The 22,538-nt window shown below is 65.7% G+C and carries 18 protein-coding genes; 9 read left to right on the top strand and 9 right to left on the bottom strand.

What is annotated here, in order from left to right:
* The first annotated feature begins 23 nt into the window (after window positions 1-23).
* From iolD to AYJ57_RS20175, 4 genes are all read left to right on the top strand, one after another.
* Window positions 24-1,865, top strand: a complete 1,842-nt coding sequence (gene iolD / locus AYJ57_RS20190) for a 3D-(3,5/4)-trihydroxycyclohexane-1,2-dione acylhydrolase (decyclizing) (RefSeq protein WP_157374291.1) — start codon at window positions 24-26, stop codon at window positions 1,863-1,865.
* 167 nt (window positions 1,866-2,032) lie between these two features.
* On the top strand, window positions 2,033-2,842 hold the full coding sequence (gene iolB, locus AYJ57_RS20185; protein ID WP_066110236.1) for a 5-deoxy-glucuronate isomerase: 810 nt from the start codon (window positions 2,033-2,035) through the stop codon (window positions 2,840-2,842).
* Window positions 2,839-3,627 carry a TIM barrel protein gene (locus tag AYJ57_RS20180; RefSeq protein WP_066110234.1) on the top strand — a complete coding sequence of 263 codons (789 nt, stop codon included), beginning with the start codon at window positions 2,839-2,841 and terminating at the stop codon, window positions 3,625-3,627. The genes iolB and AYJ57_RS20180 overlap by 4 nt, the downstream gene beginning before the upstream one ends.
* Window positions 3,628-3,742: 115 nt before the next feature.
* The gene (locus AYJ57_RS20175) at window positions 3,743-7,651 is read left to right on the top strand and encodes an ExeM/NucH family extracellular endonuclease (protein WP_083191384.1); all 3,909 of its coding nucleotides are present in this window, start codon (window positions 3,743-3,745) and stop codon (window positions 7,649-7,651) included.
* A 22-nt stretch (window positions 7,652-7,673) separates the two neighbouring features.
* Here the strand turns inward: AYJ57_RS20175 and AYJ57_RS20170 are convergent, their stop codons facing one another.
* The 9 genes from AYJ57_RS20170 to AYJ57_RS20130 all read right to left on the bottom strand — a co-directional run bounded on the left by AYJ57_RS20170 (window position 7,674) and on the right by AYJ57_RS20130 (window position 17,466).
* Window positions 7,674-7,856 (bottom strand): hypothetical protein, encoded by a 183-nt coding sequence (locus AYJ57_RS20170; protein WP_066110231.1) that lies wholly within the window; start codon window positions 7,854-7,856, stop codon window positions 7,674-7,676.
* A gap of 111 nt (window positions 7,857-7,967) precedes the next feature.
* Complete coding sequence (locus tag AYJ57_RS20165; RefSeq protein WP_157374289.1) at window positions 7,968-8,486, bottom strand: hypothetical protein; 519 nt, start codon at window positions 8,484-8,486, stop codon at window positions 7,968-7,970.
* Window positions 8,487-8,521: 35 nt separating this feature from the next.
* Window positions 8,522-8,851 (bottom strand): hypothetical protein, encoded by a 330-nt coding sequence (locus AYJ57_RS20160; protein ID WP_066110227.1) that lies wholly within the window; start codon window positions 8,849-8,851, stop codon window positions 8,522-8,524.
* Between the two features lie 94 nt (window positions 8,852-8,945).
* On the bottom strand, window positions 8,946-10,727 hold the full coding sequence (locus AYJ57_RS20155; RefSeq protein WP_066110225.1) for a SulP family inorganic anion transporter: 1,782 nt from the start codon (window positions 10,725-10,727) through the stop codon (window positions 8,946-8,948).
* A gap of 16 nt (window positions 10,728-10,743) precedes the next feature.
* The gene (locus AYJ57_RS20150; RefSeq protein WP_066110222.1) at window positions 10,744-12,321 is read right to left on the bottom strand and encodes a sulfatase family protein; all 1,578 of its coding nucleotides are present in this window, start codon (window positions 12,319-12,321) and stop codon (window positions 10,744-10,746) included.
* Entirely contained in the window at window positions 12,321-14,258 is a 1,938-nt protein-coding gene (locus AYJ57_RS20145) for a TRAP transporter permease (RefSeq protein ID WP_066110220.1), read from the bottom strand. Before AYJ57_RS20145 ends, AYJ57_RS20150 begins: the two co-directional genes overlap by 1 nt.
* A 111-nt stretch (window positions 14,259-14,369) precedes the next feature.
* Window positions 14,370-15,380, bottom strand: coding sequence for a TAXI family TRAP transporter solute-binding subunit (locus tag AYJ57_RS20140; RefSeq protein WP_066110219.1), 1,011 nt, complete (start codon window positions 15,378-15,380; stop codon window positions 14,370-14,372).
* Window positions 15,381-15,447: 67 nt separating this feature from the next.
* Window positions 15,448-16,335: a LysR substrate-binding domain-containing protein gene (locus AYJ57_RS20135; RefSeq protein ID WP_066110217.1), complete on the bottom strand. Its 888-nt coding sequence runs from the start codon at window positions 16,333-16,335 to the stop codon at window positions 15,448-15,450.
* A gap of 186 nt (window positions 16,336-16,521) precedes the next feature.
* Entirely contained in the window at window positions 16,522-17,466 is a 945-nt protein-coding gene (locus tag AYJ57_RS20130; protein WP_066110215.1) for a nucleoside hydrolase, read from the bottom strand.
* 87 nt (window positions 17,467-17,553) lie between these two features.
* On the opposite strand from AYJ57_RS20130, the gene AYJ57_RS20125 reads away from it, so the two are divergent.
* The 5 genes from AYJ57_RS20125 to AYJ57_RS20105 all read left to right on the top strand — a co-directional run bounded on the left by AYJ57_RS20125 (window position 17,554) and on the right by AYJ57_RS20105 (window position 22,535).
* Window positions 17,554-18,330 (top strand): GntR family transcriptional regulator, encoded by a 777-nt coding sequence (locus tag AYJ57_RS20125; protein WP_066110213.1) that lies wholly within the window; start codon window positions 17,554-17,556, stop codon window positions 18,328-18,330.
* 110 nt (window positions 18,331-18,440) lie between these two features.
* Entirely contained in the window at window positions 18,441-19,310 is an 870-nt protein-coding gene (locus AYJ57_RS20120) for a carbohydrate ABC transporter permease (protein ID WP_066110211.1), read from the top strand.
* The gene (locus tag AYJ57_RS20115) at window positions 19,307-20,152 is read left to right on the top strand and encodes a carbohydrate ABC transporter permease (RefSeq protein ID WP_066110209.1); all 846 of its coding nucleotides are present in this window, start codon (window positions 19,307-19,309) and stop codon (window positions 20,150-20,152) included. The genes AYJ57_RS20120 and AYJ57_RS20115 overlap by 4 nt, the downstream gene beginning before the upstream one ends.
* 10 nt (window positions 20,153-20,162) lie before the next feature.
* Complete coding sequence (locus tag AYJ57_RS20110) at window positions 20,163-21,176, top strand: ABC transporter ATP-binding protein (RefSeq protein ID WP_066110207.1); 1,014 nt, start codon at window positions 20,163-20,165, stop codon at window positions 21,174-21,176.
* A 39-nt stretch (window positions 21,177-21,215) separates the two neighbouring features.
* Complete coding sequence (locus AYJ57_RS20105; RefSeq protein WP_066110205.1) at window positions 21,216-22,535, top strand: ABC transporter substrate-binding protein; 1,320 nt, start codon at window positions 21,216-21,218, stop codon at window positions 22,533-22,535.
* Window positions 22,536-22,538 lie beyond the last annotated feature (3 nt).

Here is a 22,538-nt window from a genome sequence, read left to right as displayed (position 1 = left end):
ACGAAGGGGCCGCTGGCGGCCGCATGGGAGGAACGACGATGGGCACGATCCGGCTGACCGCCGCGCAGGCGATGGTGAAATGGCTCTCGGTGCAGATGACCGAAGAGGGCGAGCGCTTCATCGAGGGCGTCTGGGCGATCTTCGGGCATGGCAACGTGGCGGGGATCGGCGAGGCGCTGCACCGCTATCAGGATGTGCTGCCGACATGGCGCGGCCAGAACGAGCAGACCATGGCGCATGCCGCCATCGCCTATGCCAAGACCAAGCGGCGCAAGCGCGCCCATGCGGTGACCTCTTCGATCGGTCCTGGCTCGACCAATATGGTCACCGCCGCGGCGCTGGCGCATGTGAACCGTCTGCCGCTGCTGATGATCTGCGGCGACGTCTTCGCCAACCGCCGCCCCGATCCGGTGCTGCAGCAGATCGAGGATTTCGACGACGGCACGGTCTCGGCCAACGACTGCTTCCGCCCGGTGTCGCGCTATTTTGACCGCATCACCCGGCCCGAGCATCTGCTCACCTGCCTGCCGCGGGCGATGCGCGTGATGACCGATCCGGCAAACTGCGGCCCGGTGACGCTGGCCTTTTGCCAGGACGTGCAGGCCGAGGCCTTCGACTACCCCGAAGCGTTCTTTGAGCCCAAGATCTGGCGCATCCGCCGGCCCGAGCCCGATCCGGTGGAAGTGGATGCGGCGCTGGCGATGCTGAAGGCGGCAAAGCGTCCGCTGATCGTCTCGGGCGGTGGGGTGCTCTATTCGGGGGGCGAAGAGATGCTGGCCGAGTTCGCCACCCGCCACGGCATCCCGGTGGTCGAGACGCAAGCTGGCAAGGGCGGGCTGTCGTGGCAGCATGAGATGAACTTCGGCTCGCCGGGGGTGACCGGCTCGGCCTGCGCCAATGATCTGGCGGCACGGGCGGACCTGGTGATCGGCGTCGGCACGCGGTTTCAGGACTTCACCACCGGCTCGTGGACGGTCTTCGAGGCGGCGGACCGCAGGCTCTTGTCGATCAACCTTGCGGGCTATGACGCGCAGAAGCACGGCGCCGAGCCGGTGGTCGGCGATGCCAAAGTGGTGCTGGAGAAGCTGGGGGCGGGGCTGAAGGACCGGCTCTACGGCTGGCACGATCCGGCGGCGCGGACCGGCTGGCACGATGCGGTGGCCGAAGTTACCGCGGCGCCCGAGAGTGCCGGGCTGCCAAGCGATGCGCAGGTGATCGGTGCGGTGCAGCGGGTCTCGACCGAGGACACGGTGGTGATGTGCGCCGCGGGCACCATGCCCGGCGCGCTGCAGGTGCTCTGGCAGGCCGCCAAGGGCGGCTATCACATGGAGTACGGCTATTCGTGCATGGGCTATGAGGTGGCTGGCGCCATGGGCATCAAGCTCGCCGCGCCCGAAAAGGAGGTGATCTGCTTCGTCGGCGACGGCTCTTACATGATGGCGAACTCGGAACTGGCGACGGCGGTGATGCGGCGCGTGCCCTTCACCATCGTGCTCACCGACAACCGCGGCTATGGCTGTATCAACCGCCTGCAGATCGAATGCGGCGGCGCCGAGTTCAACAATATGTACAAGGACAGCAACGTCGAGGTGCAGCCGGAGATCGACTTCGTCGCCCACGCCGGCTCGATGGGGGCGCATGCCGAGAAGGCCGCCAACATCGCCGAGCTTGAAGCGAAGATCGCCGAGGCGCGCAGCCGCGACATTCCCACGGTGATCGTCATCGACACCACGGCGGTGCCGGGCACCGGCGCGGGCGGTCACTGGTGGGACGTGGCGGTGCCGCAGGTGGGCGGTCCGGAGCGGCTGGAGAGCGCGCGGGCGACCTATGCGCAGAACGCCGCCAAGCAGCGGGTCTTTGACTGAGCGCGCTTGCGGAGAGCGGGGGAGAGCGGGGGGCAGCCCCCGCACCCCCGGCGTATTTTTGGAACAATGAAGGATCGGCGCGCAGAGTGCAGAGCGTTGGGCGCCGCGTATTTTTGGAAAGATGAAAGGGTGGGGCCATAAATTGCGCCGCCCGGACAGGAGGACCGATGAGCCATCTTCTTCACCGCCCCTTCGGCGCGCACGGCAAGGTGCATGAGATCACGCCGCAGAGCGCCGGTTGGCGCTACGTCGGGTTTTCGCTCTATCGGCTGCGGCCGGGCGAGAGCGCGGCCGAGGCGACCGGCGAGCGCGAGGTGATCCTCGTGATGGTCGAGGGCAAGGCGAAGATCACCGGCGCCGGGCAGGACTGGGGCGAGTTGGGCGAGCGGATGAACGTCTTTGAAAAGACCCCGCCGCATTGCCTCTATCTGCCGAATGGCTGCGATTGGCGGGCCGAGGCGATGAGCGAGTGCACCATCGCGGTGTGCTCGGCGCCCGGCGTGGGCGGTCATGAGGCGCGACGGATCGGGCCCGAGGGGATCACCCTGACGCAGCGCGGCAAGGGCGCGAACACCCGTCATATCAACAATATCGCCATGGAGAACGAGGATTATTGCGACAGCCTGCTGGTCACCGAGGTCTTTACCCCGGCGGGCAATTGGTCGTCCTATCCCAGCCACCGCCACGACGAGGATGATTTCCCGCGCATCACCTATCTCGAAGAGACCTACTACCACCGGCTCAACCCGGCGGATGGCTTTGGCGTGCAGCGGGTCTATACCGACGACCGGCTGCTCGACGAGACCATGGCAGTGCATGATCACGACGTGGTCTGTGTGCCGCGTGGCCACCACCCGTGCGGCGCGCCCTACGGCTTTGAGATGTATTATCTCAACGTGATGGCCGGGCCGCTGCGCAAGTGGCGCTTTGTTCCGGCGCCGCCGGTGGAGTGGATCATGGAGCGCGACGCCACATGATCCCCCGCGCGCTGAACCAAAAGACGGCGCGGCATCTTTCCTGGGAAGGCTTTCTCGATCTCGCGCAGCGCCTCGGCTGTGTCGGGGTCGAGCCGCGCGACGATCTCGGGCGGCCCTTCTTCGACGGGCTGGACCCGCGCGAGGCGGCGCGCATGGCGCGCGGCCGGGGACTGCGGCTGCTGGGGCTGAGCGAGGTCTATGGCATCAACGTCTGGGACCGCGAGCGGGCGGCGCAGGTCGCCGCGCTGATCGAGGTCGCCGAGGCGGCGGGTGCGGAGACGATCAGCCTGATCCCCTCGGTCGATGACCGGCCCGTTGTGCCGCTGCGTGAGGCGCTGCGCGAGGTGCGTGAGATGCTCGCAGGGCGGCGGCTGGTGGCGCTGGTCGAGCCAATCGGCTTTGCCTCGTCGAGCCTGCGGCGCAAAGCCGAGGCGGTGGAGGCGATCGAGGCGGTGGGCGGCAGTAGCTGTTTCGGCATCGTGCATGACACGTTCCAGCATCAGATCGCCGGTGAGCTGCAGGTCTTTGCGCCTTGGACGCGGATGGTGCATATCTCCGGCATTTCCGCGCCAGATGTGCCGCTTGACGCGTCGCAGGACCCACACCGCGTGCTGGTGGATGCGCAGGATCGCTGCGGCACTCTCGAGCAGATAGCGGCGCTGCGTGCGGCGGGCTACGAGGGCGCCTTTTCGTTCGAATGCACCGATGCATCGGTGCAGGAGAGTGGCGCGCTGCAGCAGGAAGTCGCCGCCTCCTTTGCCTATATCGACAGCGCTCTTTGCTGAGCCTCGCGGCTTTCCGCTCGCCGCGGCTGAAGTCGTTGACCCATGGAAAAGGTTAACAAAGTGTTACTGAAAGATCGGACAGTCCGGTTCGATCTTTCAGCGAACAAAGGCGGCAATGATGACGATCGGAACCACGGCAGACAGCTCGGAAACGCTCATGTCCGAACTGCTGGTGATTAACGAGGTGCTGGCGAGCCATGCAGGCACCGACACGAGTGAATTTGTTGAGCTTTGGGGGACGCCCGGTCTCTTGCTTGAGGGCTACAGCCTGATCGTCGTCGAAGGCGATGAAGGCGGCGCGGGCAGCATCGACCTGCGCATCGACTTCGGCGCCGATGATCGCGTCGGCGACAACGGGTTTTTCCTTATCGGCAACTCGGCGGGGCTGGAAAGTGTATATGGCGTCTCGCCCGATTTTGCATTGGCGGACAATTCGCTCGAGAACAGCTCGCTGACGGTGATGATTGTCGAGACGGCGAGCCTCTCGAGCACAGCGCTGACCGGCACGGAGACGGTGATCGACAGCGTCGGGCTGAGCGACGGTGGCGCGAATGATCAATTCTTTGGCGAAGGTCCGGTGATCGGCCCCGATGGCAGCTTCTTTCCGGCGGGCGTGCGTCGGGTCACGGATGGGGTCGATACAGATGCGGCCGCGGATTGGGCGCTCGCGGATTTCAATCTCGGCACCGACAACACGCCGACTGCGGCCAGCTTTAACGCGGCGTTGGTGATCAACGAATTTCTGGCCGACCCGGCCAGCGATCTGAGCGGGGACGCCAATGGCGACGGCACCCGCGATGCCACGCAGGACGAGTTCGTGGAAATCGTCAACGCGGGATCCGAAAGCTTTGACCTCTCGGGTGTGACCCTGTCGGATGCGGTCGGCGTGCGGCATGTGTTTGCGGCGGGCACCACGCTGGCGGCGGGCGCGGCGATCGTCGTCTTTGGCGGCGGCACCCCGAGCGGAGCTTTCGGAGGCGCGCAGGTGACCACCGCCTCGTCGGGGGCACTTGGACTCAACAATGGCGGTGACACGATCACGCTGACATCGGCAGATGGCACGACCGTGCTGGCCGAACTGAGCTATGGAAGCGAAGGCTCTGACAACCAGTCGCTGACCCGCAGTCCCGAACTGACCGGAGATTTCATCGCGCATTCTGAGGCTTCGGGCGCGCTCTTCTCACCCGGCACCGAGTCGGACGGCACGCCTTTCGGCGCCTTTGTGGAGAGCTTCGAGGAGGCCCCCGGCGCGGGCTACACGCTCACCGGTGCCTTTGACGACGGGTCTTTCGACTATTTCGGCCGTTTCCCTGCGCCCGACAGCAGCAATGGCGCGCGCGACGATTTCACCGAAGGCTTTGATGGGGCCTATGCCATTCAGGCGCAGGACGTCGACGGTGACGGCGGCGATGCGACGGGTGTGGTGACCATCGCTGATATCTCGATCGCGGGTCAGGCCGAACCGGTGCTCATCGCTTCTTTCGGCGCCCTCGATAGTGAGCCGAGCTTTAGCAACTACGAGGCCGGAGATGGCATCCAGATCTTCGCCAGCGTGGATGGGGGTGAGCGGGTCCTGATCGGTGCCTTCGCGCCGCCCGAAGACGGCGGCGACCTGCGCCTCGATACCGACCTCGACGGCATCGGGGATGGTGCGGTGCTGACCACCGAACTTAGAGATTTCGCCTTCGCCCTGCCGACCGGCGAGAGTGTGACGCTGGAGTTCGAACTGACCTCCACCGACAGTTTCGAGCCGCTGGTGCTCGACAACGTCCGCGTCGGCGACGGGCTGAGCTTGGAGGCGCCCGAAGCGCCGCCAGAAGAGGTGCTGATCAGCGAGGTCCAGGGCAACGGCACGGCAAGCCCGCTCGAAGGCCAGCGCGTGCTGGTCGAGGCGGTGGTTGTTAGCGACTTCCAGAACACCGATGGCGCAACGCGGCTTGGCGGCTTCTTCATGCAAGAAGAGGACGCTGATGCCGATGGCGATGCGCTGACCTCCGAGGGTATCTTTGTCTATGACGGCAATGCGCCTCAGGTGGACGTCAGCGCCGGTGATCTGGTGCGGGTCACCGGGACCGTTGAGGAGTACAACGGCAAGACCGAACTGACCGATGTGAGCGTCGAGATTGTCTCTTCGGGCAATACGCTGCCCACGGCGGCCGAGATCACCTTCCCCGTGGCGAGCCTTATCGAGAACGAAGGCGTTCTGACGGCGGATCTCGAGATGTATGAAGGCATGCTGGTTACCCTGCCGCAGGAGATGACGGTGGGTGATGTCTATAGCCTTGGGCGTTATGGCGAGATCGACCTCAATGCGCAGGGCATGCTGCCCACCTACACGCAGGTCAATGCGCCCGACGCCGAGGGGTATCACGCCTATCTCGAGGAGGCCGCACGCAATGCCATTGTGCTCGACGACGGCAGTACGGCGCAGAACCCCGAGACCATCCCCTTCGAGATCGCGGGCGAAAGCGGCGATGTGGCGGGCAGCTTCGATGCGGGTGACGCGCTTGGCTCTGGCGATACGGTGAGCGGGCTCACCGGCGTTCTCGATTTCGGGTTCGACCAGTACCGCATTCAAGCGACGGAAGCGCCGGAGTTCGTCGACAGCGCCCCGCGCGAGGAAGACGCGCCGGAGGTGAGCGGAACGCTGAAAGTCTCGACCTTCAACGTGCTGAACTATTTCACCTCGCTGGGCGACGAAGGCCTGACCTCCGGTCCCGACGGCATGGAGCCGCGCGGTGCCGACAACCTTCTGGAGTTCGAGCGGCAGACCGACAAGTTGATCGCGGCGATGGCTGAGATCGGTGCCGATGTGTTCAGTCTGCTGGAGGTGGAGAACGAGTTCGGCGATCAGAACGGCGATGGCGAATTTGCCATCGAGAGCCTCGTCAATGCGCTCAACGCCGCCACGGGTTCGAGCTATGTCTGGCTCGATCCGGGAACGCCCTATGTGGGGAGCGACGCGATTTCGGTGGGGATGATCTACAACTCGCAGACCGTGACGCTGGCCGAGGACACCAACGTTGCGACCCTGACCGAGGGTGATCTAGCGGGCCTCGGGCTCGACTTCGGAAACCCGGTGTTCGAGGGCGATGGCACCAGCCGCGTGCCGCTGGCCGCCACCTTCGAGCAGGCCTCGACCGGCGAAGCGTTCACCGTGGCGGTGAACCACTTCAAGTCCAAGGGATCGGTCAGCCCGTTCGGTGACAACGAGGATGCTGGCGACGGCGCAGGCAACAACAACGAGGCGCGGCTGCAGGCCGCTATGGCGCTGGATGCGTGGCTCGACAGCAACCCAACCGGCTCTGACGATCCCGATATCCTGATCACCGGCGATCTCAATTCCTACGCCATGGAAGACCCGGTGCAGTTCCTGATCAGTGAAGGTTATGTCGACAGCGTCGGTGCCTTTGGCGGGGGCTATTCTTACGGCTTCCCGCTGGGCGATGCGGCGCCGCAGGTACAGGGCTTCGGCACGCTTGACTACGCACTGGCGAGTTCGTCGCTCTTTGAGCAGGTCACTGGGGCCGACGTCTGGAACATCAACGCGGGCGAGGCTTCAGTTCTCGACTACAACACCAATTACAAATCTGATGCGCAGATCGACGAGCTTTACGATGCCGATCCCTACCGTTCTTCGGACCATGATCCGGTGCTTGTGGGGATGGATCTGCAGAGCCGCGAGATCGTACTGGGCGATGCCGGATCGGGGCCGTTGCGCGGCAGCGACGCCGACGAGATCCTCGACGGGCAGGGCGGCCGCTTGGATGTGATGGAGAGCTTTGCCGGGGACGACATCTTTGTCTTCACGGACATCGAAGGCGCGCGAGACGCGCTCAACATCCTCGATTACACGCCCGGCGAGGATCGTCTCGACCTAAGCGGAGAGTTGATCTCGCAAGTGCGCGCCACGGGCAACAACCTGCGCCTGACGCTGGATCCCGAAGATGGCGATTACATCCTACTGCACGGGGTGACGTCGCTCGACCAGCTCCACTTCGTCGACACGGTCTTCCTCGCCTGACCGGCGGGGCTGTTCGGCCCGGTTATGCGACCGGGCCGAGCGCCGCATCCAGCAGCAGTTCCGCCACCGGCGTACCGACGCAGTTCTCGCGGGGGGCGAGGCCCCTCACCGCGCGCGGAATATCGGTGAGCATCGGCAGCGCAGCCTCAAGCGGCAGAGCCACGCGCTGCACCACATTGGCCAGATTGCCGCGCTTGATCCACATGCGCCCCGGCCAGCGCGCCCTCGGTATTGACCAGACGGCCTTCCTGCACGCGGATGTCCTGCCCATAGAGGCTGAAATGATCGGGCCCGCCAACCGTGGCCATGGCGTCGCTCACCGCAAAGCGGCGCCCCCGGCGCGCGCGAACTCATCTGGTCCATCGCGTCGTAAAGATGGGTCACGCAGGACACCCCACGCGCGAAGGCGGCCCGCGCCTCGGTGGCACTGGCGCTGCTGTGCCCGGCGCTGACCACGGCACCGCTGGCGATCAGCGCATCCAGAAGCGCCGGGTCGGCGCGTTCGGGGGCAAGGGTGATCATCACCGGCATCTCGGCAGCGTGCAAGCCGTTCGACCAGCGTCAGCGTCCGGCGATCGAGCGGGCGCAGATATTGCGCGGCATGGGTGCCGCGCCGCGCGGGCGAGAAATGCGGCCCTTCGATATGCAGGCCAAGAATGCCAGTTGCGCCATAGCAGGCCAGCGCGGCCTCGGCGACGGCTTCGATCGCCTCGGGCCGGTCGGTGATCACCGTGGGCAAGATGTCTCCGGTGCCAAGGCGTCGGTGCGCCTGTGCGATGCGCGCCAGCCCCTCGGGGCTGGGATCGCCGTTGACCATCGTGCCGCCGCCGTTCACTTGCAGGTCGGCCAGCAGCGGCGCAGGTGGGCGGCTCAGTTGAGCAGGCGCTCGATGCGGCCGCGCTTTTCGGCGTCATTGCCTTGGCCGTAAAGGATGGCGCGCAGCTTGCCCACTTTGGCTGGCGGCACCAATGCGGGATCGAGGCCGGGCACCAGCGTGCGCAGCGTCTGCTGCTCGCCTTGGGTCAGGGTGACGGGCTTGCCGATGCTCATTGCAAGCAGTGGGCCAGAGGGCTCTGCAGCGTCTTGCGCCGCCGGGGCCGCGGCTCCCGGTTCCTGAAACACATCCGGCCCATGCGCCGCATAAAGCGCTGTCGGGGCCGCAAGCGCCAGAAGCGCGGCGGCGGTCTTGAGCGGGGTCATGGCTCTCTCCCGTTGCTTTGGAACCAGAGGTCAGAGCATAGCGGCTCGCGCAGTGCGGGCAAGCGCATCCCCGCAAGCTGTACTCACGCCGCCGTTATTTGGCGGGCGGTCCGGGCTGGCGCGCGCATTCGTGGAAGATGCGTTTGGTGCAGGTGGCGCAGATGTCGCCGTCAAGTTTGGGCACGATCAGCGCGATGGCGTCGCCTTTTGACAGGTGCAGCCGCTCTCTGCCAAGCTCGCGAACCACTTTGAAGCGCGCCAGTTTCGTCAGGGTGCGCGGCGTTTTGACCTGCAGGTGCAGCGCGCCGCCCATGCGCTCGCGCCGCCGCGCTTCATCAAGGATGAGGTCGGCTCCGGCGAGATCGACGTCGCCGCCGCCCTTGACGATGAACAGCATGGTGCGCTGCAGCGGGCGCTCGCGTTCGAGCCGCCGGAACTCGCGCCGCAGATATTCCACTGAGCCGAAGAACAGCGGCCCGTCTAGGCGGCAGACCATGAGTTGCGGGCATTCCTCGAGCCCATTCGGCGCGGCGTGTTTGAACACTCTACCGGGCGTCGAGGGATCGGGCGCACCCTGTCCGAGGAAGGGGCGCGCGGCACCGCGCAGGAAGAACCCCAGCGACAGCAGGACGCCCACGTAGATCGCCGTCTCAAGGTTGACCAGCAGCACCGTTGCGAAGGTGACCCCGGCGATGATCGTCTCGGTCGAGGAGGAGGTGACGAGGTGCCGAATCTCGCGAAAGTCGATCAATCGCCATGCCACCAGCATGATCACCCCGGCGATGCCGGGGATCGGCACCACGGCAAAGGCCGGGGCGACCAGCAGCAGAATGCCGAACAGGAAGACCGAAGAGAAGATCGCCGACAGCGGCGTGCGCGCCCCAGCGTCGTAGTTGATGCCCGAGCGGGTGAAGGAGGCCGAACTGGGGTAGCAGCGGAACAGGCTGCCGATGACGTTGGACAGGCCCTGCGCGAGGAACTCGCGGTTGCCGTCGATCATCTGCCCCGAGCGCAGCGCCAGCGCCCGCGACACCGACAGCGCTTCGAGCAGGCCGACAATGGCGATGGCCATGGCCCCGCCGCCGAACTCGCGCAGATCGCCGAGCGAGAGGTCGGGAACGTCCATGCTCGGCAGGATTTCTCCCAGCGGGCCGATGGTGGCGATGCCCGCCTCGGCGCCGCCAAGCGCGAGGCTGAGGCCCGTGGCAACGATGAGCGCGGCCAGATAGTTGGGCCAGAGCGGACGCCAGATTTTGATCGCCAGTCCGACGACAAAGGCTGAGAGCGCCACGATGAGCGCGTGCCAATCGGTGGCGAGGGCGGCCTCGGGGATGGCGCTGACGAAGGCGCCGAGGTCGCTGGTCGAGGGCAGCGGCACACCCAGCACATGGCGCAGCTGGCTCAGCGCGATGAGGATCGCGGCCCCGGTGACAAAGCCGGTCATCACCGAATGCGACACGAAATCCACCAGCGCCCCGAGCCGCGCCACGGCAAAGGCTAGCTGGATCAGCCCCACCATCAGACACAGGGTGATCGCGGCGGTGACATACTCGGGCGAGCCCGGCAGGTAACTGTCCGAGAGCGTCGCGAAGAGCATGATCGACAGCGCCGTGGTTGGCCCCGACACCGCGTGCCAGCTGGAGCCGAGCAGCGCCGCCACGAGGGTCGAAACCATCGCGGTGTAGAACCCGTATTCCGCCGGCAGCCCGGCGATGGCGGCAAAGGCGACGCCCTGCGGCAGCACCAGCGTCGCGCCGGTGAGGCCGGCCATCAGGTCGGCGCGCAGCGTGGCCTTGGTGGTCAGCCCGAACCAGTCGGGAACCAAAGCGGCGGCGCGCGCCCGGAGGGCGCGCGGGGAGGGGCTTTCGCGGGTCATCGGATCAGGCTCAGACTTAGGCGCGGGCGACGGGCGCAGGGGCGGTTTCCGTATGCGCCAGTTCCGCCTGCATCAGTTGCTCCAGCAGACGGGCCTTCACTGGCGCGGCCTCGGGCGTGTCCCAAAGGTTGCGCAGCTCGTTCGGGTCGGCCTCAAGATCATAAAGTTCGCCCCAGCCCAGCCCTTGGAACAACGAGAGCCGGTAGCGCGCGTCGCGCAGGCTGTGCACATTGGGGCAGACGCCCAGCCCGTCCATCTGGGCCTGATGCGCGTATTGAATCAGCACGCCCTCGGGGGCGGAGGTCTCAGACATCAGATCGCGCCCCTGCATGCCCCAAGCCTGTTCGATCTTCGCCCGTTCGAGGATCGTCGCCCCGATGTCCAGCGTCTGACCGAGCCGGTCGCTGCGTGTGCCCTGATCGCCCTGCGGGTCGGCCCAGACGAAGGGCACGCGGGTGATCTGCTCGTATTGCTCGGATCCTTTGAACAGCAGCCGGTGATCGCCGAGGTGATCACCATGGTCCGAGGTGAAGATGGTGACGGTCTCATCGCCGCGCCCGCTGGCCGCCAGCGCGCCCTGCACCCGGCCCACCGCGTCGTCGATCATGGTGATCATGCCGCAGGTCAGCGCCTGTGCCTCCTGCGCCTCTCGGGCCGAGCAGCCGATGGCGTTCATGCCCTGAAGGTTCGCCTTGCCGTCCTCGCGCGCGCCCAGCACGCCCGCCACATGCGGCGGCGGCGTCCAGTCGTTTGAGGTGAAGGCCACGGGCACCGGCATGTCCTCGGGCTTGTACATGTCCCAATAGTCGCCGGGCGGGTTGAACGGATGATGCGGGTCGGGCCAGCTGACCATCAGGAAGAACGGCTTGTCGCTGTCCTTGCGCGCCTCCAGCCACGCGCTGGCGCGCTCGGCGATGTAGGAGGTGGAATAAAGCTCGGACGGCACCGCAGTGCGCACGGCCTGCGGGCAGGTGTAGTCATGCGGCAGTTGGTTCTTCGCGCCCATCTTGGCCCCGATGTCGGGATCGCGCTCCAGCGCCCAGCGAGTGTAATCGCCGCCCACGTGATCGCCGTGTCCGGTGACCAGTTCCACATGGTTGAAGCCATAGAAGGGCACGGGCACCGCGGGCATCTCGCCTGACCAGAAGTCGGGCTCTTCGACGTGATAGACCGGCGTGGCGAAATCATTGCGCACCGCCTCGCTGAGCTCGCCGTTGGCCTTGTAGTAGCCGGGGCGCGCCTCGGGCGGGGTCAGCACCGGGGCGATGCCGGTGAAGGTCTGCAGGTGGCTCTTGCCGATCAGCGCCGTGTCATAGCCCGCGTCGCGCAGCAACTCGACAAAGGTCACATTGCGCTGCGACAGCGGGATGCCGTTGAAGCGCACCCCGTGGCCCGAGGGCATGCGCCCGGTCATCAGGCTGGCGCGGTTGGGCATGCAGACGGGGCTCGCCACATAGAAGCGGTCGAAGGCGGTGCCGCGCGCGGCCATGGCGTCGATGTTCGGCGTGCGCACGATCGGGTGGCCGTAGCAACCAAGGAAATCGGCGCGGTGCTGGTCCGTGATGAACAGGATGAAGCTGGGACGGTCGGACATCAGAGGGCCTCGGCGGTTTGAAGTTTCGCGGTGCGGCGCCAAACGGCGAGCGCGATGCCCAAGGCGAGCGCGGCAGCACCGGCGAGCACATAGGGCGACAGAAGGGTGGCGGCGCAGACGAGGCGCAGCAGGCGCTCCCAGCCCGGCAGGCGCTGCTTGTCAAAGCCGATCAGCGCGCTGGAGGCGAGGTAGAGCGAGGCCGCCAGCGTCAGCAGCGAGAAGGCGACGAAGCCGAGCGAGGCACTGGCGGCGGCCTCGGTGCCCAGCAGCAGCGCCGGGTTGTACACGAAGGCGAAGGGCACGAGGAAGATCATCGCGCCGATCCGCGTCGCCTCGACCGCCGTGCCGATGGGCTTGCCCTTTGAGATCGACGCCGCGGCATAGGCCGCGATGGCCACCGGCGGGGTGATCACCGACGCGACGCCGAAGAAGAACACGAACATATGCGCGGTCAGCAACTCGACGCCAAAGCCGGTGAGCGTGGGGCCCATGACGGCGACGATGGCGATATAGGCCGGCAGCGTCGGCATCCCCATGCCCAGCACGATGCAGCCCGCGGCGGCGATCAGCAGGGCGGCCATCAGCGAGCTGCTCGCGGCATTGGCCAGAAGCACGGCAAATTTGGTCGGGATGCCGGTGGCGTTCAGCGTCGAGACCACGATGCCCACCATGGCGATGGCGATGGCCAGCTGCGCGACGGTCTTGCCCCCCTCGGCCAGCGATTCCAGCAGTTTCCACGGCGCGCGGCGGATCTCGGGGTTGATGAAGCTCATCGGGATCAGCAGGAAGATCGCCGCGATGGAGGCCCCGGCCGGCGACAGGCCCGAGACCAGCAGCCAGACGATCAGCGCGATCGGCCCGAAAACCAGCGCGAGGTTGATCCAGTCCTGTCCGGCGGGCGGCTCGACCGCCTCGTCTTCTTCGCGCGCGGTGATGCCCAGCTTCTCGGCCTCGAAGAAGACCGCGAGGAACAGGCTGACGTAGTAGGCGATGGCGGGGATCAGCACGGCGAGGATCACCGCGAGGTAGCTGACGCCGACGATATCGGCCATGACCAGCGCGGCGGCCCCCATGATCGGCGGCAGGATCTGCCCGCCGGTGGAGGCGGCGGCTTCGACCGCGCCCGCGAAATTGCCGGAGAAACCGCGGCGGCGGATCATAGGGATGGTGACCACGCCGGTGCCCACCACATTGGCGACGGCGCTGCCCGAGACGGTGCCGAACAGCGCCGAGGCGGAGATCGCCGCATAGGCCGGTCCTCCGCGGAAGCGGCGCATCAGGTGGAACGAGATGCGGATCATCGAGCCGCCCGCGCCGCAGCCTTCAAGCACGGCGCCGAGGATGATGAAGGGCAGCACCGTCGAGAGCACGATGCCCATGATATTGCCCAAGATGCCTTGGCTGGCGTCGTACCAGATGTTCTGGGCGATGAATTCATTCATGTCGCCGACGATGGTCTGGAAGACGCCGGGCCAGTAGGGGCCGGTGGCGAGATAGGCAAAGACCACGGCACCAAGGATGGCGATGGGCGCGCCCCAGAGCCGCCAGCAGGCGATGATCGACAGCACGGCGGGGATCGCGGCCATCCATGCCTCGCGGGCCGAGAAGAACATGAAGCTGTCCTTCAGCACCATCGAGACCTGATAATAATCCCACGACACCCAGCTCATCAGCGCCAGCGCAATGGCGTAGCCGATCAGGTGGAAGAAGGTGAGCTTGCCGTCGCGGGTCAGTCGCAGGGCGTCCCAGATCAGAAAGCTCAGGAAGCAGAGCCAATAGAACAGCGGCCGGAACCAGTCGAGCTCGAACGGCCCGACGCGCGGCAGCACGCCATAGGTGGGCATCACGTTGGCAAGCCCGGCGAGGGCGATGACAAGACCAACGGCAAGACCTGCCCAGTGCAAGGCCTTCACCCTGCGTTCGATCGAAGATGTCATGAGGTTTCCTCCCGGCCCGGCGTGGGCCCTGCGCCGCGGTGGCGGCGGTGCCCCGGCCCATATGGGGGCCGGGTGCGGTTCATCTGCTCCGGCGGTCTGCCGGGGCCCGGATCACTCTGCCTTCAGCGCGTCCGGAATGGTGATGCCTTGCTCTTCGTAATAGCGAGCCGCGCCGGGGTGGACCGGCATATTGGCGCCCGCGAAGGGCTCGTCGGTGTTCAGCCGCGTCAGCAGCGCGTTGACCGATTTCATCGCATCGAGATTGTCGAAGAACGACTTGGTGAGCGCATAGGCCGCCTCGTCCGACAGGTCCTTGTTGGCGCCCATCATCATCACGGTGACCATGATGTTCTGGTCCTCGTCGCCATTGATCTGGCCCTGATAGGTGCCCGCAGGAACCACATCGGTGCGCACTGCCTGATCGACGAGGTAGTCGGCCCAGCCGTCGCCCGAAACGATGTCATCCGCGACGCCGAGAATGCGGATCTCGCGCTGCAGGCTCAATTCCTGAACCGACTGCTGACCAACGGCGGCGGACATGATGTACATGTCGAACTGGCCATCCTGAAAGGCTTGGCTCGAGGCTTCCCACGGCAGGCGAATGCCTTCGTAATCGCTGCCATCCTCGAAACCGCCGCTGGCCTCGCGCACCATGCCGCGGGCCTGATTGGCCGCGGCACCGGCGGGCGGGCCGACATAGACGCGCTTGCCCTTGATGTCGTCCCAGCTTTCGATGCCGCTGTCGGCCCAGACGATGGGATGGAACGAGCCGCCGGGGAAGGTGAACAGCAGCCGCATGTTGCCAGAAAAAGCCTTGGCCTGATCGGCGGCTTTTGCGTAAGGCCCGGCGCCGCGGGTCATCGCGCCATAGGCGGGCGGCGGCACAACCGCCAGATCAAGCTGACCGGCGCCAACCTTCATCGCCGAGCGCGTCAGCGCCTGACCGAGCGAGACCTGCAGATCATAGCCTGCGCCGCTGGTGAACTGCGCCCATGTCTGCGGCACGATGCCGGTGAGCGACGCGCTGCCGCCACCCTCAATGCTCAGCGTATCGGCGCTCGCCGGAAGGCAGGCGCTCGCCAGCACAACCGCGGCCGTCATGTATTTAAGGGTGTGGAACATCCGCTCTCCTCCGGTTCGGAATTCTCTCCTCTGAGCGCTGACAATATATCATGCGCGCGAGAATGACCTATTCCTTCTCGGCCTCGATCATATCATTATTGGTATGAAGAGGGGCGCGGGACAGGCGTTCGCGGAACATGGTCTGCAGCAGCCGCATGGCCGCGCCGTCCTGCACGCCGGGCAGGGTGGTCAGCCCCACGGGACCGTTGAGCGCGGCATCGCGGATCGGCAGAACCACCACCTCGCCCGCGGCGCGTGCATCGGCCACCAGCGCCTCGACGGTCACCACCACATGGCGCGAGGCGCGGATGGTCTTGTTGATGAAGCCCGCGTCGATCGATTCAATGTCGAAATCCGGCGCGACGAACCCGCTCTTGAACAAAAAGCGCTCCAGTTCCTGCCGGATAATCGTGCCGGGGATCGGCGCCAGCATCGGCTGCTCGAGCAGCGTCCGCAGATCGGCCCGCGCATCGCTTTGCGCCAGCGGATGCTCTGTGCCCACGGCAAAGACGATCGACTCGTCGTAGAGATGCTGAAAGCTCAGCCCATGCATCGCGGTGGAATCCGACAGCCGTCCGATCACCAAATCAAGCGCGCCCTGCCGCAACCGGGCCAGCAGATCGGCGTTGGAGCCAGAGACGACCCGCACCGTGGTGCGCGGATAAATCTCCTGAAAGTCCTCGATGATCGCAGGCAGGGTCAGGCCGCAGACGTTGGGCAGCGCGCCGATGCGCAAGAGCTCGCGCGCCCCGCCCATATCCTGCGTCGCCTGTAGCCCTTCGGTCAGCAGCGCCATCGCCGCTTCGGCAGCGTCGAACAGCTTGCGCCCATGCACCGTCAGCACCGCGCCGCGCTGCGAGCGGTCAAAAAGTACCACATCCAGCGTTGCCTCAAGCTCGCGGATCGAGCGCGAGACCGCTGGTTGCGTCAGCCCCAGCACATCGGCCGCCGCCATGAAACTGCCGTTCTGGGCAACCTCGATGAAGCAGCGGACCTGCCGAAAGCGGAGCTTGCTGAGAAGTCGTGCTGAGGTGTCGATCGCAGATCTCCCATTTTGCGCGCCCGTCTGATTTATCCTCAGGCGGGGCGCAAAGGCCATGGCGGAATGCACCGGCTGGCCCTTGGGAGTTTGCGGCGCGCCTCAGCAGAAGGCGTCGACGATCTCGTCCATGAAGGCAGTGAAATCAAAATCCTCGACCACATCCAGCGCCGACAGACCATCCCAGCTGAAGTTCTCGCGCCGTTCGACGATCGTTTGCCCAAGGGTGATCGGGCTCATGCATTCGATCAGCACGCGCAGCGGCGTGATGCGGGTCCATTCCGGGTGCAGCACGGTGGCGATGGCGACGGAGTCAATCAGCCCGCAATAGGTGCCATGGCCGCGCCGTTCAACAAAATCCGTGACCTCGCGCAGCAGCCGCGCCTCGGGGCGGGGCGAGGCGGCAAGGCGCGCGCGATGCGCCCCGGTGAGATGCAACTCGCGCCGCGTGGTCACGTCGAGCCCGCAGGCGGTGAAGTTGAACCCCGCCTCCAGCACCAGCCGCGCCGCTTCGGGATCGACATAGACGTTCCACTCGCTGGCGGGATTGTCGCCGGTGGCGCGTTCGGTACCCGAGGCGTGCAGGCCGAAAGCGCCAAAGATCGCGGTCAGGCTTTTCACCTTCTTCGGCAGGTCCGGGTCCTTGATCAGCGCCAGCGCGATATTGGTCATCGGACCCAGCGCGGTAATCTCAAGCTCGCCGGGGTGGGCGTTGGCCATCTCGATGATCAGATCGGCAGCAAAGCGCGGGTCGAGCGGGCGGCTGCTGACGGGCAGCGCCATCTCTGCCAGACCGTCCGAACCATGCGAGAAGGGATCGCGCGGGTAGGGGCGGGTCAGCGGCTTGAGCGGGCCCTGCGCCACGGGAATGCCCGGCGCGTCGATCAGGTCGAGCAGCTGGCGTGCGTTGCGCGAACAGGCGTCGGCGGTGAGATTGCCCGACACCGTGGTGATGGCCTTCAGGTCGAAGGCGCCCGAGCGCAGCGCATAGGCGATGGCGACGGAATCGTCGATGCCGGGGTCGCAGTCGATCAGAAGGGGACGCATGTGACCTCCAATAGGTATTAAACGTAATACCTCATATTTTCATTTTCCTCGGGACGCAATACTGTGGCCGCAGCAGAAGGAGCCCTCATGCAAAGCCGACCCGATCCCGCACTCGAGTTCCAGCCGGTGAACCCCGACTCTCCGGTCCCCGCCTATCTGCAGGTCGAGGATGATCTGCGGCGCTCGATCCAAGGCGCCATGGCGCCCGAAGGCACGCGGTTGCCGCGCGAGATCGAACTGGCCGAGGCCTATGGCGTCAGCCGCGTCACCCTGCGCAATGCGCTGCGGCGGCTGGAAGAGGCGGGCTTTATCGAGCGGGTGCACGGGCGCGGCACCATCGTGAAGGCGCAGCCCGCGCCGCTGGAGATCGACCTGACGCTGATGCAGCCGATCTGGCAGCAGATACAGGCGCAGGGCGAGCGCAGCGTGATCTCCTTCCTTTCCCGCGAATCTTGTGCTTTGCCCGCGTCCGTCGCCATGGCGCTCGGGCAGCCCGAGGGCGAGCAGGGCTTCCGGCTGGTGCGCCTCGTCTCGGCGGACATCCGGCCCCTGGTGATCAACACAAGCTGGCTGCCTGCCGCGCTGATGCCGGGGTTCGATCCGCATGCGCTGCTCAACAAGTCGGTCTGGAGCACGCTGTCCGAGGCGTTCAAATTGACGCCCTCGCGCTCGCGCAATCGCGTGGGGATGATCCAGCTTTCCAGTGATCAGGCGGTTTTGCTGCAACGCCCGCTCGGCTCGCAGGGGATCGAGATGGAATCGATCACCTTCGACCAGCAGGAGCGCCCGATCGAACTGTCGCGCCTCGTCTGGGGCGATGCGGTGCGGCTGACGCTGAACTCGGCGCCCATGGGGCAGGGCTGACACAGGAAAGCTGACGTCAGGGCGTTGACAAGGACCAAGGGGTATTAATAGTAATACCTCATAAAAAGCCGCACTCACGGATTCACACGACAGGAGAGCCGGGACGCATCATGCGCGCCAGTCCGAGACATCATTCCAGCCTCTTCTGGTTCTGCCTGCCCGCGCTGCTCCTGTCGGTTTCGGTGATCGCGCTGCCGGCCATCGCAACCTATGCCATGTCGCTGACCGACTGGGATGGTGTGTCCGAGCCTTGGTACATCGGCTTTGAAAACTATCAGGACCTCTTCGCCGACCGCGCCTTCTGGAGCACGATGGTCAACAATGGCTGCTGGCTGATCATCTTCCTGACCATCCCCATGGCGCTGGCGCTGTTCGTCTCGGCGCTGCTGACCACGCGGCGCAGGGCGGCGGCGGTCTATCAGGCGATCTTTCTGCTGCCCTTCGTGATCTCTCCGGTCGCCAATGTCGGCATCTGGATGAATGTGATCCTCGACAACAACGCCGGGCTGCTGGGCTGGATCGACCGCAATATCACGCCCGTCGGCTACCCGCTCGGCGATCCGGATACCGCGCTTTATACCGTCGCGGCGGTGAACATCTGGAGCTTCTGGGGCTATCTGGCGGTGATCCTCTTCGCCGCCATGCGGCAGACGCCCGAAGATCAGCTCGAGGCGGCCTATCTCGAGGGCGCGAACGGCTGGCAGATCTTCCGCGAGGTGACGCTGCCCAACATCCTGCCGACCGTGGCGCTGCTGCTGGCGCTGGTGACCATCCTCAGCTTTCTGAACTTCGACTACGTCTTTCTGATGACCGGCGGCGGCCCGGCGGGCTCGACCGAGATGCTCTCGACGCTGGCCTATGGTTTCGCCTTCCGCACCTTCGAGGTCGGCAAGGCGGCAGCCGTGGCGGTGGTGATGAGCGGTTTCGGCATTCTTGCCTCCTTCGCCTACATCTTCGTCAGCCGGGAGGCGCTGAAATGAGCGTCGCGCACCCCCATACGCCGGGCCGCGCCGGGCGCCTTGCCGGGACCGTGATCCTGCTCCTGCTGGTGGCGGCGGTGCTCTTCCCGCTGGCGCTGATGGCGCTCAACGCGCTGAAAACCCATGCCGAAGTGGTCAGCAATCCGCTGGCGCTGCCGCAGAGCCCGAGCCTCGACGCTTTCGCCCGCGCGTGGCGCACCGGTCAGTTCGGCCATGCGCTCATCAACTCGGTGCTCATCACCGCCGTCACCGTCGCGCTGACCACCGGCACCGCCGCCATGGCGGCATGGCCGCTGGCGCGCAAGGCGGTGCGCGGCTGGCGGATCATCATGCTCTATTTCCTCGCCACGGTGGCGGTGCCGATCCAGCTGTTCCTGTTTCCGCTGTTTTTCGTCTACGCCAAGCTTGGCCTCGTCTCGAACCCGGTGGCGACGGCGGTGATCCTTTCGGCGGTGAACTTGCCGGTGGCGATCCTGCTGCTGCGCAGCTTCGCGCTGTCGATCCCCGCCGCGTTGGACGAGGCGGCCTATATGGAGGGCGCGGGCAACTGGCAGGTGTTCCGGCTGGTGATCCTGCCGCTGATGCGCCCCGGCCTTGTCACCGTGGCGATCCTCACCGGCTTTAACGCGTGGAACGAATATCTGATCACTCAGACCTTCCAGCAAAGCCAGTCGAGCTACACCGTCATGCTCGCCTTCCTGTCGATGAACAGCGAGATCGCTTCGGATAAATCGCTGATGATGGCGGGGGCGGTGATCGTCATTGCGCCGCTGCTCATCTTCTTCCTTCTCATGCAACGCCTGTTCGTCGACGGGGTCACCCGCGGCGCCGTCAAGGGATGACCCGCCCCATATGTCGCAGCTGACGCTCTCCGAGATCCGCAAATCCTATGGCGAGACGGAAGTGATCCGCGGCCTCGATCTCGCTGTCGAGGCGGGCGAATTCATCGTCTTCGTCGGCCCTTCGGGCTGCGGCAAGTCCACGCTGCTGCGCACCATCGCCGGGCTTGAGGGCATCGACACCGGCCGCATCGAGATCGCCGGGCGCGACGCCACGCGCCTGCCGCCGGTCGAGCGCAACGTGGCCATGGTGTTTCAGGGCTACGCGCTCTACCCGTATCTGACGGTGGCCGAGAACATCGCCTTCGGGCTGAAGATCCGCAATGTGCCGAAGCCGCAGCGCCGCGCCCGCGCCGAAGAGATCGCCCGCCTGCTGCGGCTCGAACCCTATCTCGACCGCCGCCCCGCCGCACTTTCGGGTGGGCAGCGCCAGCGCGTCGCCATCGGGCGCGCCTTGGCCCGCCGCCCCGAGATCTTCCTCTTTGACGAGCCGCTGTCGAACCTCGACGCGGAACTACGGGTCGAGATGCGCATCGAGATCGCCCGGCTGCACCGCGAGCTTGGCAATACGATGATCTATGTCACCCATGATCAGACCGAGGCGATGACGCTGGCCGACCGCATCGTGGTGCTGAACGGCGGGCGGATCGAGCAGGTGGGCCGTCCGCTCGAGCTTTACAACGATCCGGCCAATGCCTTTGTCGCGGGCTTCATCGGCTCGCCCAAGATCAACCTCGTGGAAGCTGGCCGCCTGCCGCTGCCGCAAGCGGCCGAGGCCGCCGCGCAGATCGGCATCCGCCCCGAACATCTGCGCATCGACCCCGAGGGGCCGATCGAGGCGGAGGTGCTCTTCACCGAGGATCTCGGCAACCTTGGCTTTTCCTATCTCGACGCGGGCGGCACCCGTCTTTGCGTCGAAACCCGTGGCGCGCGCCCCGCACCGGGCGACAGGCTGCGCCTCTCGGCAGAGGCAGCGCAGTGCCTTTACTTCGATGCCCAAGGTCAGCGCCTGCGGCACCCGCAATAACCTCCTCCCAACACCTAACCTCCCAACAGGACCCCTCCCATGACCCGCTCCACCCGTTTTGCCCTTCTGGCCACGACCGTCGCCCTGCTGCCGCTGCAAGCGGCGGCGCGCGAGACCGTCACGCTCTGGTTCTGGGGCGCGTCCCCCGAGTACCGCGAGGCGCTGGAAACCACGCTGGTCCAGCCCTTCCACGACGCGCAGGACACCTATGATCTGGTGATCGAATACAAGAACGACGTCGACAACGATGTGCGCGTTTCGGTCATGGCGGGCGAAGGGCCGGACATCGTCTACACCTCGGGTCCGTCGTGGGTCTCGCCGCTGGCCAAAGCCGGCAAGCTTGCCGACCTCAGCGACTACGCCGAGAAATACGGCTGGAACGACCGTATCGTCACGCCGTCGATGCAGGCCTGCACCCAGCAGGGCGGCCTTTACTGCATGACGCCCTCGCTGGTCTCGGACGGCATGTTCTACAACGCCAAAGTGCTCGAAGAGAACGGTTGGGAGGTTCCCAAGACCGGCGCAGAGCTGGAAGAGATCATGAAGGCCGCGCAGGAAAAGGGCATGTATGCCTCTGCCGTCGGCAACAATGGCTGGCAGCCGATCAACGAGAATTATTCCTCGACCTTCATCAACCAGTTCGTGCCGCCCGCCGAGCTTGAAAAGATGCTCACCGGCGAGGCCAGCTTTGACAGCCCCGAGATGCTGGCGGCGATGGAAGAGCTGAACCGCTACTACAAGGCGGGCTATCTGGGCGGCGATGACTATTTCTCGCTGAACTTCGACAGCTCGATCTCGGCACTGGCCGAAGAGAAGACGCCGTTCTTCTTCGCGCCTTCCTTCGCGTTCCAATGGGCGATGAGCTATTTTACCGGCGACAAGGCCGATGACATCGGTTGGGCCGCCTTCCCGCAGCTGTCGGATGCCGTGGCTTACCCGAACTACTCGGTCGGCGCGGCCTTCGCGCTGTCGGTGAACGCCAACTCGGATGTGATCGACGGCGCGGCAGAGGTGCTCGACATGATCATGTCGAAGCGTTTCGCCGCCGATATCGCCGCGGTCTGGCCGGGCTACTGGTCGATCCCGCTGCAGGACTTCCCCACCGATCCCGAGGCGACCGGCGTGGTGAAAGCCTACTTCGACGCGGCAACCGCCGTGTCGGGCGCCGTGGCCGACGGTCGTTTTGGCTATAAGGTGCAGACCTTCTTCCCCGCCAAGACCACCGATGTGCTGGTCAAGGATGTCGAGGCGATGTGGCTCGACAAAGAGACCCCCGAAGAGGTCGTCGCCACCACTGCCAAGACCTTCGGCCGCGAGCTTAAGCGCGGCCTCGTGCAGCAGATCCCGGCGCAGCAGTAACCC

It is taken from the genome of Salipiger sp. CCB-MM3, assembly GCF_001687105.1.
Lineage (GTDB): Bacteria > Pseudomonadota > Alphaproteobacteria > Rhodobacterales > Rhodobacteraceae > Salipiger.
The sequence above is the reverse complement of the archived record's forward strand: the minus strand, read 5'-3'. Positions and strand labels throughout refer to the sequence as shown.

What these genes read in the sequence shown, in the direction of transcription:
- iolD (WP_157374291.1), top strand. Translation starts at nt 24, where the DNA reads ATGGGAGGAACGACGATGGGCACGATCCGGCTGACCGCCGCGCAGGCG.
- iolB (WP_066110236.1), top strand. Translation starts at nt 2,033, where the DNA reads ATGAGCCATCTTCTTCACCGCCCCTTCGGCGCGCACGGCAAGGTGCAT.
- AYJ57_RS20180 (WP_066110234.1), top strand. Translation starts at nt 2,839, where the DNA reads ATGATCCCCCGCGCGCTGAACCAAAAGACGGCGCGGCATCTTTCCTGG.
- AYJ57_RS20175 (WP_083191384.1), top strand. Translation starts at nt 3,743, where the DNA reads ATGATGACGATCGGAACCACGGCAGACAGCTCGGAAACGCTCATGTCC.
- AYJ57_RS20170 (WP_066110231.1), bottom strand. Translation starts at nt 7,856, where the DNA reads ATGTGGATCAAGCGCGGCAATCTGGCCAATGTGGTGCAGCGCGTGGCT.
- AYJ57_RS20160 (WP_066110227.1), bottom strand. Translation starts at nt 8,851, where the DNA reads ATGACCCCGCTCAAGACCGCCGCCGCGCTTCTGGCGCTTGCGGCCCCG.
- AYJ57_RS20155 (WP_066110225.1), bottom strand. Translation starts at nt 10,727, where the DNA reads ATGACCCGCGAAAGCCCCTCCCCGCGCGCCCTCCGGGCGCGCGCCGCC.
- AYJ57_RS20150 (WP_066110222.1), bottom strand. Translation starts at nt 12,321, where the DNA reads ATGTCCGACCGTCCCAGCTTCATCCTGTTCATCACGGACCAGCACCGC.
- AYJ57_RS20145 (WP_066110220.1), bottom strand. Translation starts at nt 14,258, where the DNA reads ATGACATCTTCGATCGAACGCAGGGTGAAGGCCTTGCACTGGGCAGGT.
- AYJ57_RS20140 (WP_066110219.1), bottom strand. Translation starts at nt 15,380, where the DNA reads ATGTTCCACACCCTTAAATACATGACGGCCGCGGTTGTGCTGGCGAGC.
- AYJ57_RS20135 (WP_066110217.1), bottom strand. Translation starts at nt 16,335, where the DNA reads ATGGCGGCGGCCGATGTGCTGGGGCTGACGCAACCAGCGGTCTCGCGC.
- AYJ57_RS20130 (WP_066110215.1), bottom strand. Translation starts at nt 17,466, where the DNA reads ATGCGTCCCCTTCTGATCGACTGCGACCCCGGCATCGACGATTCCGTC.
- AYJ57_RS20125 (WP_066110213.1), top strand. Translation starts at nt 17,554, where the DNA reads ATGCAAAGCCGACCCGATCCCGCACTCGAGTTCCAGCCGGTGAACCCC.
- AYJ57_RS20120 (WP_066110211.1), top strand. Translation starts at nt 18,441, where the DNA reads ATGCGCGCCAGTCCGAGACATCATTCCAGCCTCTTCTGGTTCTGCCTG.
- AYJ57_RS20115 (WP_066110209.1), top strand. Translation starts at nt 19,307, where the DNA reads ATGAGCGTCGCGCACCCCCATACGCCGGGCCGCGCCGGGCGCCTTGCC.
- AYJ57_RS20110 (WP_066110207.1), top strand. Translation starts at nt 20,163, where the DNA reads ATGTCGCAGCTGACGCTCTCCGAGATCCGCAAATCCTATGGCGAGACG.
- AYJ57_RS20105 (WP_066110205.1), top strand. Translation starts at nt 21,216, where the DNA reads ATGACCCGCTCCACCCGTTTTGCCCTTCTGGCCACGACCGTCGCCCTG.